Source organism: Cellulomonas sp. GTC20042 (assembly GCF_055389595.1).
Map to the genome: position 1 here is coordinate 3,541,620 of NZ_AP043678.1, position 17,932 is coordinate 3,559,551.

A 17,932-nucleotide genomic window follows, 5' to 3' on the forward strand; every position below is an offset into this window, starting at 1 on the left:
CCATCCTGCCCCACGCGCGGGGCGATCGTCGGGGGACGTTCGACCCGCGGAACGGCGGCCTGATGAACATCGCGGAACATGAACAGGCGATGAGGTGTTGCCTCCGGCATGACGATCTCCGGCGAGTACGCCCCCAGCCCCGACGCCCGCACCCGCGACCAGGTCGCGCTGATCGAGTCCTCCGGTGGCACCGAGGGCACCACCATGCGCGGCATGCCCGTCGTGGTGATCACCATGGTCGGCGCGAAGTCCGGCAAGGTCCGCAAGGTCGCGCTGATGCGGGTCGAGCACGAGGGCACCTACGCCGCCGTCGCGTCCCTCGGCGGGGCCCCGCAGCACCCGGTCTGGTACCACAACCTCACCGCCCACCCGCGGGTCGAGGTGCAGGACGGCCCGCACAAGGGCGTCTACGTCGCCCGCGAGGTGTCCGGCGCCGAGCGTGACCTGTGGTGGGAGCGGTCGGTCGCCGCGTACCCGGACTACGCCGACTACCAGGTCAAGACCGACCGCGTGATCCCCGTGCTCGTCCTCGAGCCCGCCGCGGACTGACCCCGCGCCCGCGGGCCCGCGCTCAGCGGCGCTGGGCGGCGAGGGCGTAGACCTTGAGCACCTGCTCGGCGGTCGCGTCCCAGCCGTAGCCCTCGGCGGTGCGGCGGGCCGCGGCGCGCCAGACGTCGTGCAGGCCGGGCTCGGCGAGCGTGCGGGTGATCGCGGAGGCCCACACCACCGGGTCGTGCCCACGCACCAGCCGGCCGGACACCCCGTCGACCACCACGGAGCGCAGGCCGCCGACCGCGGAGGCCAGCACCGGCGTGCCCGCGGCCTGCGCCTCGACGGCCACCAGCCCGAAGGACTCCGAGCGCGAGGGCATCGCGACCAGGTCGGCGGCGCCGAACCAGCGGGACAGCTCGGAGCGCACCACCGGCGGGTGGAAGCGCACGTGCTCCGCGACGCCCTCGGCCACGGCCAGCGCCTGCAGCTCGCGCAGCGCGGCGGGTCGGCCCGAGGGCCCGCCCAGCACCACCAGCAGCGGCAGCGCGGCGCCGGTGCGGCGCAGCACGCCGAGGGCGCGCACCAGCACGTCGGGGGCCTTGAGCGGCTGGATCCGCCCGGCGAACAGCACCACCTCGCGATCGGCGGGCAGCCCGAGGTCACGGCGCAGCGCGGCGCGGTCGACCGGCGGACGGAACACGCCGAGATCGACCCCGGGGGCCACCACGTGCACCCGCTCCGGGTCGGCGTCGTACAGGCCGACCAGGTCCTGCGCCTCCTCGGCGGTGCTGGCGACCAGCGCGTCCGCGGCGGCGACCACCTGCTCCTCGCCGATCACCCGGCCGGCGGGCTCGGGGGCGTCGCCGGGGGCGAGCGCGGCGTCCTTGACCCGCGCCATGGTGTGCATGGTGTGCACCAGCGGCACGTCCCAGCGGTCGGCGGCCAGCCAGCCGACCTGGCCGGACAGCCAGTAGTGCGCGTGGACCACGTCGTACCAGCCGGCGGGACGGTCGGCGGCCAGGCGCAGCACGCCGGCGGTCATCGCGCAGAGCTGGCCGGGCAGGTCGTTCTTGTCCAGGCCCTCGTACGGACCGGCGGGCACGTGGTGCACCAGCACCCGGTCGTCACCGGCGTCGAGCTCGACCGTGTCGGGCAGCGCCGAGGACGTGGCCCGCGTGAAGATCTCCACCGCCGCGCCACGTCGGGCCAGCGCCCGGGACAGCTCGGCGACGTAGACGTTCATGCCGCCGGCGTCCCCGGTGCCCGGCTGGTCCAGCGGGGAGGTGTGCACGGAGAGCATGGCGATGCGCTGCTGCTCCTGCACGACGGCTCCTGCTTCGGACGGCGGGGGATGGTCACGGACTGCTCCCATTGTCCGTCATCACGCGGCCGACAGCGTGCGATGTCCGTGGTGCGGTCGGTCACCCGGCCCGAGCACCGGCGCGGGTCACGCGCGGGAGAAGTCCACCTCGAGCTGCTCCAGCGAGCGGTCCCGCGTCTCCGGCAGCACGTGCCGCACGAAGAGCCAGCTCAGCACGTTGAGCCCGGCGAACACCAGGAACGTCCCGTTGACTCCGATCGACGCGACCACCGACGGGAAGAACCCGCTGATCACCGCGTTCGAGGTCCAGTTCCAGAACACCGCCAGACCGATCGCGAACCCGCGGATCCGCAGCGGGAACAGCTCGGCGAGCACCACCCAGCACAGCAGGCCGACCGACGACTGGTTGAAGCCGACGAACAGCACCAGGAACACCGTGACCGCCACCGAGCGGCCGGTGCCCTCGGGCAGCCACGCCGAGCAGGCCGCGATCATCAGGTGCGAGGCGATGATGCCGGTCAGGCCGACCAGCAGGATCCCGCGCCGGCTGAACCGGTTGATCACGCGCAGGCCGATCAGCATGCCGACCACGGAGAACACCCCGTTGAGGATGTTGGTGACCAGCGCGACGTCGCCGCTGAACCCGGACCGCTCGAGCAGCTGGGTGCCGTAGTACATGACGGCGTTGATCCCGCCGAGCTGGTTGATCACCGCGACGCCGACACCGATCAGCACCAGGCGGCGCACCCAGCCGGAGCGCAGGTCGGCCCAGCCCCCGGCGCGCTGCTCCCGCTCGCGGGCCACCAGGTCGCGCACCTCGGCCAGCTCGGCGCGGGCACGGTCCTCGTCCCGCACCTCGCGCAGCACCGCGAGCGCCTCGTCCTCCCGCCCGTGGGCGAGCAGCCAGCGCGGCGACTCCGGCATCCGCAGCATGCCGACGAACAGCGCGACGGCCGGCACCATCTGGACGGCGAGCATGAACCGCCACACGTGGTCGAGGTGCCCCCAGCCGAGGCCGATCACCGCGTTGATGACGAAGGCGGCCAGCTGGCCGATCACGATCGCGATCTCGTTGCGGCCGGTGATCGCGCCCCGTCGTTCGGTGGGCGCCAGCTCGGCCAGGTACACCGGCACGGTGACCGACGCCCCGCCGACCGCCGCGCCGAGCACGAACCGCATCGGGAGCATGACGCCGATCCCCGGGGCCAGCACCGTGCCGAGCGCGCCGAGGAAGAACACCACCGCCAGACCCACCAGCGTGCGGCGGCGGCCGAAGCGGTCGGCGAGACGGCCCGCGGTGAGCGCCCCGAGGGCGGCGCCGACCAGCAGGCTGCTGGTGACCAGGCCCTCGGTGGTCGGGGTGAGGCCGAGGTCCTCGACCATCGGCTGCAGGGCGCCGTTGATGACGCCGGTGTCGTAGCCGAACAGCAGGCCGCCGAAGGTGGCGACGACCGCGATGACGTCCAGCCGGCGCAGGTGCGGGCCCGGGCGCAGCGCGGGCAGGGCGGACCGGCCGCCGGGCAGCGGCGCGGGGTCGGCGGCGCTCACGCCACCACGACGCAGGCCGGGGCGGGCAGCGTGCGGGTGTCGACCACGGAGCCGTCCTTGAGCAGCACCAGGCGGTGCCCGGTCTGGTCGGCGACCACCACGTACCCGTCCACCAGCGCGAAGTGCCGCGGCCACCCGCCGGGCAGCGCGGTCTGACCGGCCGGGGCGAGGGTGCCGTCCGGGCCGGCGGCGAAGGTGGCGAGCACGTCCGGGCCGCGGGTGGCGACGACGACGCGGTCGCCGGAGCGGTCGATGTGCGAGGGCAGGGAGTGCACCTCCGGGCCGCGACCGTGCTCGACGGCGGGCACGTGCTGCACGACGTGGCCGCTGGCGCGCGCGACGTCCCAGGCCAGCACCGCGACGGTCACGTCCAGCTCGCAGGACACGTAGGCGACCCGGCCGTCGGCGGAGAACACCAGGTGGCGCGGGCCCGATCCCGGGCGCAGCGTGGCGGCGATGCCGTCCTCCGTGAGCAGACCGGTGGCGGGGTCGCGCCGGTAGCGGCGGATCTCGTCGGTGCCGAGGTCGCAGACCAGCACGTGCGTGCCGCCGGGGGCGAGGGCGGCGAAGTGCGCGTGCGGGCCCTCCTGCCGGTCCTCCACCGGGCCGGTGCCGACGTGCCCGAGCACCTGCTCCGGCCACTCCCCGGTGAGCACGGGCCCCTCGCGGTCGGCGCCCCGGGCCAGCACGGCGAGCGTGCCGGAGGAGTAGTTGGCGACGTAGGCGACGCGCCCCTCGGGGTCGAGCAGCACGTGGCACGGGTCGGCCCCGCCGGAGGACGCGACCGCGTCCGCGACCAGCGTCGGCCGGCCGTCACGGCCCTCGCGCACCCGGAAGGACGCCACGGTGCCCGCGGTGTCCTCGCCGACGGCGATCAGCGCACCGGCGGACCGGTCCACGGCCAGGAAGGAGGGCGAGGGGGTGGCCGCCACCAGGGCGGCGTCGGCGAACCGGCCCGCGGCGGTGTCGAGACCGACCCGCCAGATGCCCTCGCCGAGGCCGACGGGTGTCCCCGCGCCGGCCGCTGGGTACGTCCCGATCCACAGGTCGCGCAGGTGCTCCGTCACGCGGGAGAGCGTACGTGACGCCGCCGACGCGCGGGCGTCGCCGGCGCGGGTCGGCGCGGCAGCCGCGACGGGATCAGCCCGCGGCGACCGGCTCCGCGTCCGGGCCGGCGGCCCCCGCGTCCAGGCCGACCCACGCGGTCGGGTCCTCGACCACCCCGCGCAGCATGACGATCGCGGCCCCGGTCATCGCCGCGTGCTCCCCGCCGGCGGCCACCCCGACCCGTGCGTCCTCCCACTCGGCGGCGAGCACCCGGGTGCGCAGCTGGGCGACCACGGTCTCGGTCAGCCAGGGGGCGAGCGGCGCGTAGATCCCGCCGAGCACCACGGTCTCGACGTCGACCAGGTTGACGAAGTTCGCCAGCGCCACGCCCAGGGCCTCCCCCGCACCGCGCAGGGCGGCGGCGGCCCGCGCGTCCCCCGCGGCGGCGGCGTCGATCAGGGTCTCGACCGGCTCCTCCAGCGGGATCCCGGCGGCGCGCAGCAGCGCGTCCTTGCCGGCGTACTGCTCCAGGCAGCCGAACGCGCCGCAGGTGCAGCGTGGGCCGTGGGTGTCGACCACGGTGTGCCCGAGCTCGCCGCTCCAGCCGTGCCGGCCGGGGAAGACTTCGCCGTCCAGCACGATCGCGGCACCGATGCCGACCTCGCCGGAGACGTAGAGGAAGGACTGCCCGGCGGTGCCGGCACGGGCCTCGGCGCGCGCGGCCAGGTTCGCCTCGTTGGCCAGCCGGACCGGCAGCGCCCGCACGGCCTCGTGCGCGTCCAGCAGCGCCACCACGTCGACGTCCCGCCAGCCGAGGTTCGGCGCGAGCCGCAGCGGACCGGTCACCCGGTCCACCAGACCGGGCAGCGCCAGGCACATGCCGACCGAGCGGGCGCCCTCGGGCAGCTCGGCCAGCACCTCGGCGACCTGCGCGGCGAGCAGCGCCAGCACCGCGGCGGGATCGCTGTGCCGGAAGTCGCCCGGGATCGTGCGGTGCGCCAGCACCTCCCCCGCCAGGTCCAGCGCGCGCACACCCACGTAGTCGACGTTCACCTCCGCGCCGAGGCCGACGACGGTCCGGCTGGCGGGCACCAGCGGCACGGCGGGGCGCCCGGCGCGGGCGGTGGCGGCTGGCGGCAGCTCGGTCACCAGGCGGGCGCCGATCAGCAGGTCCACCAGCGCGGAGACCGACCCGCGGGTCAGCCCGGTGGCGGTGGCGACGTCCGCGCGGGACGGCGGCGGGGCGTCCGGCACCGCGGCGGCGTCGAGCACGTGCTGGAGCACCAGGCGCAGGTTGTGCTCGCGCAGGCTGCCCTGGCGGGCGGGGCCGGCGGCGGGACGGCGGGCCGTTCCGCGGGCGCTGCGACGCGCACCCGGGGGCACGGCGGGCGCACCCGGCTCGGGGCGCTGCGCGGGGGTGCTGCCGGGCTCGGTCATGCGCTTGACCCTAACGCCTCGCACGTATAAGTTCGCTGACAAGACAAATCTCGACGAGGAGTAGCCCCGATGGTGCGCACGCCCACCCCCGCAGACAAGTTCTCCTTCGGCCTCTGGACCGTGGGCTGGAACGCCCAGGACCAGTTCGGCTCCGCGAGCCGCCCGTGGCTCGACCCGGTGGAGTCGGTGCACAAGCTCGCCGAGCTCGGCGCCTCGCACGTCACCTTCCACGACGACGACGTGGTCCCCTTCGGCTCCGACGCCGCCGAGCGCGACCGCATCCTCGCCCGCTTCAAGCAGGCGCTGGCCGACACCGGCATCACCGTCGAGATGGTCACCACCAACACCTTCAGCCACCCGATCTTCAAGGACGGCGCGTTCACCTCGAACGACCGCCGGGTGCGCCGCTACGGCCTGCGCAAGGTCATCCGCAACGTCGACCTCGCCGCCGAGCTCGGCGCCGACACCTTCGTCATGTGGGGTGGCCGCGAGGGCGCCGAGTACGACTCGGCCAAGGACCTCAACGCCGCGCACGACCGCTACGCCGAGGGCATCGACACCGTCGCCGCGTACATCAAGGAGAAGGGCTACGGCCTGCGCATCGCGATCGAGCCGAAGCCGAACGAGCCCCGCGGCGACATCCTGCTCCCGACGATCGGCCACGCGCTCGGCCTGATCGCCAAGCTCGAGCACGGCGACATCGTCGGCCTGAACCCGGAGACCGGCCACGAGCAGATGGCGGGCCTCAACTACACCTCCGGCATCGCCGAGGCGCTGTGGGCCGGCAAGCTGTTCCACATCGACCTGAACGGCCAGCGCTCGATCAAGTACGACCAGGACCTCGTGTTCGGCCACGGCGACCTGTTCTCCGCCTTCGCCACCGTCGACCTGATCGAGAACGGCTTCCCGGCCGGCGGCCCGCGCTACGACGGCCCGCGCCACTTCGACTACAAGCCGTCCCGCACCGAGGACTTCGACGGCGTGTGGGCCTCGGCCAAGGCCAACATGGACACCTACCTGATCCTCAAGGAGCGGGCGCTCGCCTTCCGCGCCGACCCCGAGGTCCAGGAGGCCCTGGAGGCGTCCGGTGTGCTCGAGCTGGCCCAGCCGACGCTGGGCGAGGGCGAGACCCTGGCCGACCTGCTGGCGGACCGCTCCGCGTTCGAGGACTTCGACGTGGACGGCGTCGCTGCCCGTGGCTTCGGCTTCGTGCGCCTCAACCAGCTCGCGCTGGAGCACGCGCTCGGCGCCCGCTGAGCGAGCCCCATCACCGCCGAGGGCGGGTGCGACCTCCTCGTCGCACCCGCCCTCGGGTCTTCTCCCCCTCCTCGACCCCGTGAACCACCGAGCACAGCAAGGACGCAACGCCATGGCCCTCGTCGCCGGGGTGGACTCCTCCACCCAGTCCTGCAAGGTCGTCGTGCGCGACGCCGAGACCGGGGCGCTGGTCCGCTCCGGCCGCGCCTCGCACCCCGACGGCACCGAGATCCACCCGCGCCACTGGTGGGACGCGTTCCAGACCGCGGCGGCCGACGCCGGCGGGCTGGACGACGTCGACGCGATCGCCGTCGGCGGCCAGCAGCACGGCATGGTCGCCCTGGACGCCGAGGGCGAGGTGGTCCGCGACGCGCTGCTGTGGAACGACACCCGCTCCGCCCCCTCCGCGCTCGCCCTGATCGACGAGCTCGGCGGCCCGCAGGCCTGGGCCGACGCGATCGGTTCCGTGCCCGTCGCCTCGCTGACCGTGACCAAGCTGCGCTGGCTGCGCGACCACGAGCCGGACGCCGCCGCCCGCGTCGCCGCCGTCGCCCTGCCGCACGACTGGCTGACCTGGCGGATCGCTGGGCACGGCCCCGGCTCCGCGCTGGACACCCTGGTCACCGACCGCTCGGACGCCTCCGGCACCGGCTACTGGTCGCCGTTCACCGAGGACTACCGGCGTGACCTGCTCACGCTGGCGCTCGGCCACGACGCCGTCCTCCCCCGCGTCGTCGCCCCGCACGCCTCCGCGGGCGTGACGGGTGCCGGGGGTGCGAGCCCGGTGCGTGCCGGAGCCCACCTCGGCGCGGGTGCGGGCGACAACGCCGCGGCCGCGCTGGGCCTCGGCCTGGTCACCGGGGACGTCGCGCTGTCGATCGGCACCTCCGGCGTGGTCTCCGCGATCTCCGCCACCCCCACCGCCGACGGCAGCGGCCTGGTCACCGGCTTCGCCGACGCCACCGGCGCCTACCTGCCGCTGGCGTGCACCCTCAACGCCTCCCGGGTGCTCGACGCCGCCGCACGGATGCTCGGCGTGGACCACGCCGGCCTGTCCGCGCTGGCGCTGTCCGCCCCCGCCGGCGCCGACGGCCTGGTGCTGGTGCCCTACCTGGAGGGCGAGCGCACGCCGAACAAGCCGGACGCCACCGGCGCCCTGCACGGCATGCGCCTGGCGAACACCACCCCGGCGCACCTGGCCCGCGCCGCCGTCGAGGGCATGCTGTGCGCCCTGGCGGACGGCCTGGACGCCCTGCGCGCCCAGGGCGTGCCCGTCGAGCGGGTGTTCCTGATCGGCGGCGGCGCGCAGTCCGAGGCCGTGCGGAAGATCGCCCCCGCGGTGCTCGGCCTGGACGTCGCGATGCCGACCCCCGGCGAGTACGTCGCCGACGGCGCCGCCCGGCAGGCCGCCTGGGTGCTCTCCGGCGCGGCCACCCCGCCGGCGTGGACCTCCGCCGGTGCCGCCGAGGTGTTCACGGCGGACGCCGCCCCGCAGGTGCGCGAGCAGTACGCCGCGGTCCGCGAGCTGACGGCCACCCGCCCGGGCGCCTGAGCCGCCCAGAGCCGCACGCACGACGGCCCGGCACCCCGCGTGGGGGTGCCGGGCCTTCGGCGTTCGTGGGGCCGTGCGCTCAGCGCGCAGTGCCTGACAGGTGCGCTCAGCGCACGATGCCGATCAGTGCACGATGCCGATCAGTGCGCGGCGTCGTACGCCTCACGGATCTCGGCGGAGATGCGACCCCGCTCGGAGACCTCGAAGCCGTTCTCCTTCGCCCAGGCGCGCACGGCGCCGGCGTCGTTCGAGCGGCGCGGACGGGCGGCGGAGGTGCGCGTGCCGGAGGACCGGCCGCCGACCTTGCGGGCGTGACCGACCCAGGTGGCGAACGCGTCGCGCAGCTCGGCGGCGTGGGCGGTCGTCAGGTCGATCTCGTACGACACTCCGTCCAGCGCAAAGGTCACGGTCTCGTCGGCGGTGCCCCCGTCGATGTCGTCCACGAGCAGGACCTGAACCTTCTGTGCCATTTCGCCCTCCCGAGCTGGATCGGCCGCTGCATACCCCCTCGAGGACCTTCGAAGAGCGGCGTCAAATCATGCGGTCACCAAAAGGATGACATCCGAATGGGAGGTCGTCAAAGCGAGAGCGAGAATTCTCAGGAATCCTTGCCGGTATCCGTCTCTGGATCGTTCGCGCGCGCCGCCTCGGCATCGGCCGCGTCCATCCGCGCCAATGCCGCGCGCTCGGTGCGGTCGGCGTTCATGATCGCCCGGATCACGACCCAGAAGATCACACCCAGACCGACCGACGGCAGAAGTGCCGCGAGCACCGCACCGATGTTCATCGCGTCAGGTTAACCCGTGCTCAGGCCTGCGGCTTCACGAGCGGGAACAGGATGGTCTCGCGGATGCCGAGGCCGGTCAGCGCCATCAGCAGGCGGTCGACGCCCATTCCCATGCCACCGGTGGGCGGCAGCGCGTACTCGACGGCGGTGAGGAAATCCTCGTCCAGCGCCATCGCCTCGTCGTCACCGGCCGCGGCGAGCAGGGCCTGCGCCTCGAAGCGCTGCCGCTGGATCACCGGGTCGACCAGCTCGGAATAGGCGGTCGCGAGCTCGAAGCCGCGCACGTACAGGTCCCACTTCTCGACCTGTCCCTTCGCGCTGCGGTGATCACGCGTCAACGGGCTGGTCTCCACCGGGAAGTCGCGCACGAACGTCGGCGCGTGCAGGTGGTCGCCGACCACGTGCTCCCAGATCACCTCGACCCACTTGCCGTGGCTCTCCCGCTTCGGGTCCAGCGCGACGCCGAGCCGGTCACCGATCCCGCGCAGGTGCGCCACAGTGGTGTCGGCGGTGATCTCCTCGCCGAGGCCCTCGGACAGCGACCCGTACATGGTCAGCTGCGCCCAGTCCCCGCCCACCTCGTACTCCGAGCCGTCGGCCAGGGTGAGCGTGGTGGTGCCGAGCACGTCCGAGGCGGCGGTCTGCACCAGGTCCTGGGTCAGCGCGGCCATCGTGTCGTAGTCGCCGTAGGCCTCGTAGGCCTCCAGCATCGCGAACTCCGGGGAGTGCGAGGAGTCGGCGCCCTCGTTGCGGAAGTTCCGGTTGATCTCGAAGACGCGCTCCAGACCGCCGACCGCGGCGCGCTTGAGGAACAGCTCCGGCGCGATCCGCAGGTACAGGTCGATGTCGAAGGCGTTCATGTGCGTGACGAACGGGCGCGCCGCCGCTCCGCCGGCCTGCGTCTGGAGCATCGGGGTCTCGACCTCGAGGTACCCGCGCCGGTGGAAGTTCTCCCGCAGGGAGCGCACCACGCCGGCGCGCAGGCGCACCGCGTCCCGGGCGGCCGGGCGCACGATCAGGTCCACGTACCGCTGGCGGACGCGCACCTCCTCGGACAGCTCCGGGGCCTCCTCGTCGCCCTTGCCGTACAGGTTCGGCAGCGGGCGCAGCGACTTGGCCGCGAGCTGCCAGGAGTCCGCCATGACCGACAGCTCCCCGCGGCGCGAGGAGATCACGCGGCCGTGCGCGAACAGGTGGTCGCCCAGGTCGACGTCGGCCTTGAACGCGGTCAGCCGGTCCTCGCCGACGGCGGCCAGGCTCAGCATGATCTGGAGGCGGTTGCCCTCGCCGTCCTGCACGGTGGCGAAGCAGAGCTTGCCGGTGTTGCGCAGGAAGACCACGCGGCCGGCCACGCCGACCTCGTCGGTGGTCTCCTCGCCGGCCTCCAGCGCGGGGTAGGCGGCGCGGACCTCGGCGATCGTGTGGGTGCGGGGCACGCCGACCGGGTAGGGCTCGACGCCCTCCGCCAGCATCCGGTCGCGCTTCTCGCGCCGGACCCGGAGCTGCTCGGGGAGGTCGTCGGCAACGGGAGTCTCAGGCGCGTTCACGCGGCGATCCTACCGAGGCTCGCGCGGCCCACCGTCCACCGGCGGCGTCAGAGCCCTTCGACCAGGTCCAGCGCGAGGTCGAGGATCGGCGAGGAGTGGGTCAGCGCACCCACCGACAGGTAGTCCACGCCGGTGGCGGCGACCTCGGCGGCCCGGTCCAGCGTGAGGTTGCCGGTGGCCTCCAGCTCGACCCGCCCGACCTCGGCCTCCCGGGCGCGCACGGCGGCGACGGTGGCCGCCAGGACCGGCGTCGGCATGTTGTCCAGCAGCAGGAAGCGGGCGCCCACCTCGACGGCCTCGACGGCCTGCTCCAGGGTGTCCGCCTCGACCTGGATCGTCACGTCCGGGAACCGCTCGCGCACCGCCCGCACCGCCGGGGCCACCCCGCCGGCGGCGACCACGTGGTTGTCCTTGACCATCGCGACGTCGTACAGGCCCATCCGCTTGTTCGTGCCGCCGCCGCAGCGCACCGAGTACTTCTCCAGCTCGCGCAGCCCCGGGGTGGTCTTGCGGGTGTCCAGCACCTGCGCGCCGGAGCCGGCCAGCGCCTGCGCCCAGCGGCGGGTGTGCGTGGCGACGCCGGAGGCGCGGGACGCGAGGTTGAGCGCGGTGCGCTCAGCGACCAGCAGCGCCTGCACCGGGCCGGTGAGCACCGCGAGCAGGTCGCCGCGCACCACGGCGGTGCCGTCGGGCACCCGCTGCTCCACGGTCGCGGGTGCCAGACCCAGCCGCTCGCCCACCTGGCGCAGCACCTCCGCGACCACCGGCAGACCGGCGACGACGCCGTCCTCGCGGGCCACCAGGTGCGCGGTGCCGAGCAGGTCGGCCGGGACGGTGGCCTGCGTCGTCACGTCCCGCCCGGGGGCGGCGCCCAGGTCCTCGTCCAGCGCTGTGGCGACGGTGGTGGCGAGCCACCGCGGGTCGAGGGTGCCGGGATCCGTGGTCTGCGCGCTCACGGGGTCAGCCTACGATCCCCGCTCCCCCGCACCCGCTCGCGGCCCATCCCGCACCCACCCGCGCGCACGCGCTCCCCGCGGCCCACCCGCCCGCCGAGTTCGGTGGTTCGTGCGAGAAAAGTGCCCCCGAACCACCGAACTCGGCCCGAACCACCGAACTCGCGAGAGGCGAGGGGGCAGGAGGGGGTGCGGCTGGGGTGCGTGCGGAGATGGGTCTAGGTGAGGGGGGTGCGGCGCTGGGCCAGGACTCCGTCGGGGGTGAGGTGGGCCTCGACGCGGGCGACCCAGGCGGGGTCGGTGCCGGGGTGGTCGGTGCGCACGTGCCCGCCACGGGTCTCGCGGCGGGTGGTGGCGGTGGCGGTGAGCAGGGAGGCGACCTGGTGCACGTTGGTGGTCTCCCACTCGGCGACCTGCGGGTCGGCCACCGGGCGGGCACCGCCGTCGGAGGTGAGGTGGGCGTCGGTGCGCACGGCCCGCAGCGCGGCGGCGGCGGCGTGCAGGCCGGCGGCGGAGCGGACCACGCCGGGGCCGTCGGTCGCGATCCGCTGGATCCGCGAGCGCGCGGCACCGGCCACCAGCGCGGGTGCGCCCTCGCGGGCCACCGGGTCGCCGTGCACCAGGGTGCCGCGCTCGACGCGGGCGGCGATGTCGTGGGCGGCGCGGTGCGCGAACACCAGCCCCTCCAGCAGGGAGTTCGAGGCGAGCCGGTTGGCGCCGTGCACGCCGGTGCAGGCGACCTCCCCCACCGCGTACAGCCCGGTCACCGAGGAGCGGCCGACCAGGTCGGTGACGACGCCGCCGGAGTGGTAGTGCTGCGCGGGGGCGACCGGGACCAGGTCGGTGGCGATGTCGATCCCGTGCTCGGCCAGCCGCTTGGCGATCGTGGGGAACCGGCGGTGCAGGTGCTCGGCGCCCAGGTGGCGGGCGTCCAGCAGCACGTGGTCGGAGCCGGTGCGGGCCATCTGCTTGACGATCGCCCGGGCCACCACGTCGCGCGGGGCGAGCTCGGCCATCGGGTGCACCGCGGGCATGAACCGGTGGCCCTCGACGTCGACCAGGCGCGCCCCCTCGCCGCGCACGGCCTCGGACACCAGCGTGAGCTGGCCCTTCGCGCCGGAGCCGAGCCAGAGCACGGTGGGGTGGAACTGCACGAACTCGACGTCGCCGGTCACCGCACCGGCGCGCAGGGCGGCGGCGATGCCGTCACCGGTGGCCTGCGGCGGGTTGGTGGAGGAGCGGAACACCTGCCCGATGCCGCCGGTGGCCAGCACCACGGCCGGGGCCAGCACCGCGCCGACGCCGTCGCGGGAGCCCTCGCCGATCACGTGCAGCGTCACGCCGCAGACCGGGCCGGGGCGCCCGTCGGCGTCCGGGGCGCCGGTGAGCACGTCCAGCACCAGCGCGTGCTCGATGACCTCGATGCCGGGATCGGTGCGCACCGCCTCGAGCTGGGCGACCAGCGCCCGGGAGATCTCGGCGCCGGTCGCGTCGCCGCCGGCGTGCGCCACCCGGTCGGCGTGGTGCCCGCCCTCGCGGGTCAGGGCGATGTGCCCGTCGGGCTCGGTGTCGAAGACCGCGCCGCGGGCGACCAGCTCGCGCACCCGCGCCGGGCCCTCGGTGACCAGCACCTCGACCGCGCGCGGGTCGCACAGGCCGACCCCGGCGACCAGGGTGTCCTCCAGGTGCGCGGCCGGCGAGTCGGTGGGGGCCAGCGCCGCGGCGATCCCGCCCTGCGCCCACACGGTCGATCCGGAGACGAGCTCGCCCTTGGTCACCAGCAGCACCCGGGGCACGCGGGTGCGCAGCTCCAGGGCGGCGGTGAGGCCGGCGATCCCGGAGCCGACGACCACCGCGTCGGCGTGCGCGGTCCACCCCGGGGCCGGGGCCGCCAGGGAGCGGGCCAGCCGCACGGGTCCGGTGGTCACCGCTGGTCCGCGGGCACCGGCGCGATCGGGTCCTCGCTCACCAGCGCGCGACCCTGCGCGAAGGGCACGCCGCTGGGGTGCAGCCCGGACTCGGCGGTCCACCGCTCGGGGACGGTGCCGGGGTCGTCCCCGGTGTCGACGATCTTGTTGTCCGCGTCCACCAGCACCACGTGCGGCTGGTAGGTGCGGGCGTCGGCGTCGGCGAGCATCCCGTAGGCGATCAGGATGACCACGTCGCCGGGGTGCACCAGGTGCGCGGCGGCACCGTTGATGCAGATCTGCCCGGAGCCGGGCTCCCCCGCGATCACGTAGGTGGTCAGCCGGGACCCGTTGGTCACGTCCACCACGTCGACCTGCTGGCCGGGCAGCAGGTCCGCGGCGGCGAGCAGGTGGGCGTCCACCGTGATCGAGCCGACGTAGTGCAGGTCGGCCTGGGTCACGGTGGCACGGTGGATCTTGCCGATCATCATCGGCCGCATCAGGCTCATGGTCACGCCCAGCTCACGTCGGTGTTGTCGATCAGACGGGTCACGCCCACGGTCCCGGCGACGGCGAGCACGGCGCTCGCCCCCGGGGTCGCGGACGTCACGTCCTGGAAGGTGGAACCGTCGACGAGCGCCACGTAGTCCGTGACCACGCCGGCCTCGTCCAGCACGGCCCGCACGGCGGCGCGCACGGCCTGCGGGTCGGCCCCCGCGGCGGCGGCGTCCCGGCCGGCGGCGAGCCCGCGGGACAGCCCCAGCGCCTGCTCGCGCTCGGCGGCCGACAGGTAGACGTTGCGGGAGGACAGCGCCAGGCCGTCGGCGTCGCGCACGGTCGGCACGCCGACCACCTGCACGTCCACGTCCAGGTCGTGCACCATCCGGGTCACCGCGACCAGCTGCTGCACGTCCTTGCGGCCGAACATCGCGACGTCCGGGCGGGTCAGGTGCAGCAGCTTGAGCACCACGGTCAGCGCGCCGTCCAGGTGGCCGGGACGGGTGGCGCCCTCGTAGACGCGGCCGATCGGGCCGGCCTCGACGCGCACCAGCGGGTCGCCGTCCGGGTAGACCTCCTCCGGGCCGGGCGCGAACACCACGTCCCCGTCGCCGAGCAGGTCGCCGGCGGTGAGCAGCGCGAGGTCGCCCTCCAGGTCCCGCGGGTAGCGGTCCAGGTCCTCGGTGGGGCCGAACTGCAACGGGTTGACGAAGATCGTCACCACCACCTGCTCCGCACGGGCGCGGGCCTCACGGACCAGCGCCAGGTGCCCGGCGTGCAGGGCGCCCATCGTCATCACGACGGCACGGCGTGCGGGCCCGCCCTCGGCGCGCGGCCCGAGGGCGGCGGCCAGGTCGTGCCGGGTGCGCACCAGCGTGGGCGCACCGGTCCGTGCCTGCGGGGTGGTCATGCGTGGTCCTCCTGGTCGGGTCCGGGCGCGTCGTCCGGTCCCTCGTCCTCGTCGGGGCGCTGGCGCGACCCCGGGCCCGCGCCGTCCGGCGGGCCTGCCTGCGCCGTGGTCGGCGCGCCAGGCACGGTACCCCCGTCGGCGCCCCGGACCGCAGTCGGGGTCGCGCGCACCGGCTCGGCCAGCGCGTCCAGCAGCGTCTCCCCCTGGTCGGCGCGCAGCAGTCCGGCAGCCAGCGCGCGGGTGCTCGCCGCGCGGGACAGCGCCCGGTAGGAGTCCGCGACGTCGGTGGCCCCGGTGCGCACGCCGAGGGCGCCGAGCTCGGCCAGGTGGTCGCGCACGGTTCCCGCGTCGCCGCGACGCACCGGGCCGGTGAGCGTGGTGATCGCGCCGTTGGTGACCTCGCCGTCGGCGTCCCGTCCCCCGCCGGCGGACTCGGCGCGCAGGGCGCCGTCCAGCGCGGCCGACAGCAGCGGGCGCAGCACGGCCCCGGGATCGGCCACCCCGGCGGCGGCCAGCGCCTGCCCGGCCTGAGCGACCAGCACGACCAGGTGGTTCGCGCCGTGCGCGAGGGCCGCGTGGTAGAGCGGGCGCACCTGCTCGTCCAGCACGACGGGCTCGCCGCCCATCTCGACCACCAGCGCCTGGCCGATCGGCAGCACCGCGGTCGGCGCGGTGACCGCGAAGGTGCAGCCCACCAGCCGGGAGAGGTCCAGCGAGGTGCCGGTGAACGTCATCGCCGGGTGCAGGGCCAGCGGGATCACGCCCGCCGACCGCGCCGGTGCCAGGATGTCGGTGCCGTAGCGGCCGGCGGTGTGCACCACGATCTGCCCGGCCTGCCAGGCGCCGACCTCGGCGAGCCCGGCGACCAGGTCGGCCAGCGCGTCGTCCGGCACGGCCAGCAGCACCAGCTCCGCCCGGCGCACCACCTCGGGCACGTCGAGCACCGGCACCCCGGGCAGCAGGGCGTCCGCCCGCTCGCGGGACGCCTCGGACACCGCCGACACCCCGACCACCGGGTGCCCGGCGGCACGCAGGGCGCTGCCCAGCACGGCCCCGACCCGGCCCGCGCCGACGACGCCGATCCCCAACCGCGTCATGCGCGCCGCATCCACTGCTCGGGACCGGCAGCCGCGCGGGCGGTGCGGGCACGCGTCGCCTGCTCGTCCAGCAGCCCGGCCGCCACCCGGGCGTCCAGGTGGGCGATCGTCGGCGCGACCGGGCCGGGGGTGGAGTGCAGCTCGACGCTGGCGAGCCCGAGCCGGCGCTGCACCGGCCCCTGGCTCAGCCCGAGCGACTGGGTGCGCTCGTGCGGGACCACCTTGACGCTGCGCAGCAGCACGCCGGAGCGCATCACCAGCGCGCGCTCGGTGACGGTCACGCCGTGCCGGCGCCAGCCGATCGGGTCCAGCCAGATCGCCCGGCGCGGCGCCACCGCGAAGGAGCCGTCCGGCGACGTGCCGGTGAGCGCCTCGTCCAGCAGCGCACGCGGGTCGGCGGTGCCCAGGTCCGGCAGCACCAGCCACAGGGCCAGCAGCGCGTCGTCCCGGGTGCCGACCGGCAGCAGCACGTTCTCCGCCTGGCCGTTGTCGGCCTCGGTGCCGTAGCCGGCCACGTTGATCTCGACCCGCCACCAGTCCCTGCCCCGCCACAGCAGCGGCTGGATCAGGCGCACGGCCTGCACCCTGCCCGGCGGGACGGTCTGCGCGCGCGACTCGGTCAGCCCGTGACGCAGCCGCAGGCCGTCCGGGGAGATCGCCGCGCGGAAGTTCGCCCCGCGGTTGAACCGGGACCACACGTAGCTGACGATGCCGAAGGCGGCGGGCAGCAGCGCGAACGCCGGCTCGATCGACCGTGCGGCGACCATCGCGACCACGATGGCGACCACGCCGACCAGCAGCCAGATCGTCGCGCCGGACAGCAGCGTGGAGGCCAGCAGCCGGCCCACCGGCACCTCGTACACCGGACGCTCCGGGGCGGTCGGTGCCTCGCCCTCGTAGCCGGTGTCCGGCTCGGGGGCGCCGTCGGCGAGGGCCGGCGGTCCGGGGTCGCCGGCCGGGGCCGTCGCGTCCGGGGCCGGGGCCGGGGCCGGGCGCCGCCGGTGCAGCCCTGCGGCGCGGGCCAGCAGCTCGGCGCGCAGCTGCTCCGCCTCCGCCTCGCGCAGGAAGGCCAGCGGCACCGCGGATCCGGCGCCGCCCGCGACCTCCAGGCGCAGCTCGGCCAGGCCGAGGATCCGGGCGAGCAGCGGCTGCACCACGTCCACCGCCTGCAACCGGTCCAGGCGCGCCTGGCGCTGCTGGCGGAACAGGATGCCGGTGCGCAGGTGCACGGCGTCGTCGGTCACCGCGAAGCGGGTCATCCGCCACGCGACCGCCGAGTACGCGAAGGCGATCACCGTGGCGACCAGGATGCCGAGCACCACGTACAGCCACATCCGCGAGCCGACCTCGCCCGCGACGTCACGCAGGTCGTCGGCGGCGTTGTACGCCACGATCGCGACGATCGCCGCGAAGAACTTCCACCCCTTCACCGCCGGGGTGACCGGGTGCATCCGTCGCCACTCGACGCCGTCCTCGGGCGGGGCGACCGGGGGCGCCGCGGGCGTGGCCGCGGGGTCGACCGGCGGCACGCCGGCGGGCGGCGGTGCGGAGGGCACCGCCGGCACCCCGTCCGGCGGGA

General features: G+C 75.4%; 16 protein-coding genes. 3 read left to right on the top strand and 13 right to left on the bottom strand.

Features of this window, described 5'->3' with window-relative positions; all coding sequences use genetic code 11:
- Positions 1 to 108 precede the first annotated feature (108 nt).
- On the top strand, positions 109 to 549 hold the full coding sequence (locus tag ACZ5HG_RS16415) for a nitroreductase family deazaflavin-dependent oxidoreductase (protein ID WP_464178269.1): 441 nt from the start codon (positions 109 to 111) through the stop codon (positions 547 to 549).
- Positions 550 to 571: 22 nt separating this feature from the next.
- Here ACZ5HG_RS16415 and mshA read toward each other — a convergent pair whose 3' ends face one another.
- From mshA to ACZ5HG_RS16435, 4 genes are all read right to left on the bottom strand, one after another.
- Complete coding sequence (gene mshA, locus ACZ5HG_RS16420; protein WP_464182193.1) at positions 572 to 1,792, bottom strand: D-inositol-3-phosphate glycosyltransferase; 1,221 nt, start codon at positions 1,790 to 1,792, stop codon at positions 572 to 574.
- A 147-nt stretch (positions 1,793 to 1,939) separates the two neighbouring features.
- Positions 1,940 to 3,361 carry a sugar porter family MFS transporter gene (locus ACZ5HG_RS16425; RefSeq protein WP_464178271.1) on the bottom strand — a complete coding sequence of 474 codons (1,422 nt, stop codon included), beginning with the start codon at positions 3,359 to 3,361 and terminating at the stop codon, positions 1,940 to 1,942.
- Positions 3,358 to 4,428, bottom strand: a complete 1,071-nt coding sequence (locus ACZ5HG_RS16430; RefSeq protein ID WP_464178274.1) for a lactonase family protein — start codon at positions 4,426 to 4,428, stop codon at positions 3,358 to 3,360. The genes ACZ5HG_RS16425 and ACZ5HG_RS16430 overlap by 4 nt, the downstream gene beginning before the upstream one ends.
- A gap of 73 nt (positions 4,429 to 4,501) precedes the next feature.
- Complete coding sequence (locus ACZ5HG_RS16435; RefSeq protein WP_464178277.1) at positions 4,502 to 5,845, bottom strand: ROK family protein; 1,344 nt, start codon at positions 5,843 to 5,845, stop codon at positions 4,502 to 4,504.
- Positions 5,846 to 5,914: 69 nt separating this feature from the next.
- Here ACZ5HG_RS16435 and xylA point away from each other — a divergent pair, with 69 nt between their 5' ends.
- Both xylA and xylB read left to right on the top strand, forming a co-directional pair.
- On the top strand, positions 5,915 to 7,102 hold the full coding sequence (xylA, locus tag ACZ5HG_RS16440) for a xylose isomerase (RefSeq protein ID WP_464178279.1): 1,188 nt from the start codon (positions 5,915 to 5,917) through the stop codon (positions 7,100 to 7,102).
- 112 nt (positions 7,103 to 7,214) lie between these two features.
- Complete coding sequence (gene xylB, locus ACZ5HG_RS16445) at positions 7,215 to 8,654, top strand: xylulokinase (protein WP_464178281.1); 1,440 nt, start codon at positions 7,215 to 7,217, stop codon at positions 8,652 to 8,654.
- A 140-nt stretch (positions 8,655 to 8,794) separates the two neighbouring features.
- On the opposite strand, the gene ACZ5HG_RS16450 is transcribed toward xylB, so the two are convergent.
- The 9 genes from ACZ5HG_RS16450 to ACZ5HG_RS16490 form a co-directional block, all read right to left on the bottom strand.
- Complete coding sequence (locus tag ACZ5HG_RS16450) at positions 8,795 to 9,124, bottom strand: histone-like nucleoid-structuring protein Lsr2 (protein ID WP_464178284.1); 330 nt, start codon at positions 9,122 to 9,124, stop codon at positions 8,795 to 8,797.
- Positions 9,125 to 9,252: 128 nt separating this feature from the next.
- On the bottom strand, positions 9,253 to 9,441 hold the full coding sequence (locus ACZ5HG_RS16455) for a hypothetical protein (protein ID WP_464178287.1): 189 nt from the start codon (positions 9,439 to 9,441) through the stop codon (positions 9,253 to 9,255).
- Positions 9,442 to 9,461: 20 nt separating this feature from the next.
- Entirely contained in the window at positions 9,462 to 10,988 is a 1,527-nt protein-coding gene (lysS, locus tag ACZ5HG_RS16460) for a lysine--tRNA ligase (RefSeq protein WP_464178289.1), read from the bottom strand.
- A gap of 47 nt (positions 10,989 to 11,035) precedes the next feature.
- A complete protein-coding gene (nadC, locus tag ACZ5HG_RS16465) occupies positions 11,036 to 11,944 on the bottom strand; it encodes a carboxylating nicotinate-nucleotide diphosphorylase (RefSeq protein ID WP_464178292.1) in 909 nt (302 codons plus the stop codon).
- Between the two features lie 215 nt (positions 11,945 to 12,159).
- Positions 12,160 to 13,869 carry an L-aspartate oxidase gene (locus tag ACZ5HG_RS16470; protein ID WP_464178294.1) on the bottom strand — a complete coding sequence of 570 codons (1,710 nt, stop codon included), beginning with the start codon at positions 13,867 to 13,869 and terminating at the stop codon, positions 12,160 to 12,162.
- A complete protein-coding gene (gene panD / locus ACZ5HG_RS16475; protein WP_464182196.1) occupies positions 13,866 to 14,357 on the bottom strand; it encodes an aspartate 1-decarboxylase in 492 nt (163 codons plus the stop codon). The genes ACZ5HG_RS16470 and panD overlap by 4 nt, the downstream gene beginning before the upstream one ends.
- Before the next feature lie 2 nt (positions 14,358 to 14,359).
- Positions 14,360 to 15,256, bottom strand: coding sequence for a pantoate--beta-alanine ligase (gene panC / locus ACZ5HG_RS16480; RefSeq protein WP_464178297.1), 897 nt, complete (start codon positions 15,254 to 15,256; stop codon positions 14,360 to 14,362).
- Complete coding sequence (locus tag ACZ5HG_RS16485) at positions 15,253 to 16,353, bottom strand: Rossmann-like and DUF2520 domain-containing protein (RefSeq protein WP_464178299.1); 1,101 nt, start codon at positions 16,351 to 16,353, stop codon at positions 15,253 to 15,255. The genes panC and ACZ5HG_RS16485 overlap by 4 nt, the downstream gene beginning before the upstream one ends.
- Positions 16,350 to 17,909 (bottom strand): PH domain-containing protein, encoded by a 1,560-nt coding sequence (locus ACZ5HG_RS16490; protein WP_464178301.1) that lies wholly within the window; start codon positions 17,907 to 17,909, stop codon positions 16,350 to 16,352. Before ACZ5HG_RS16490 ends, ACZ5HG_RS16485 begins: the two co-directional genes overlap by 4 nt.
- Between the last annotated feature and the right edge of the window lie 23 nt (positions 17,910 to 17,932).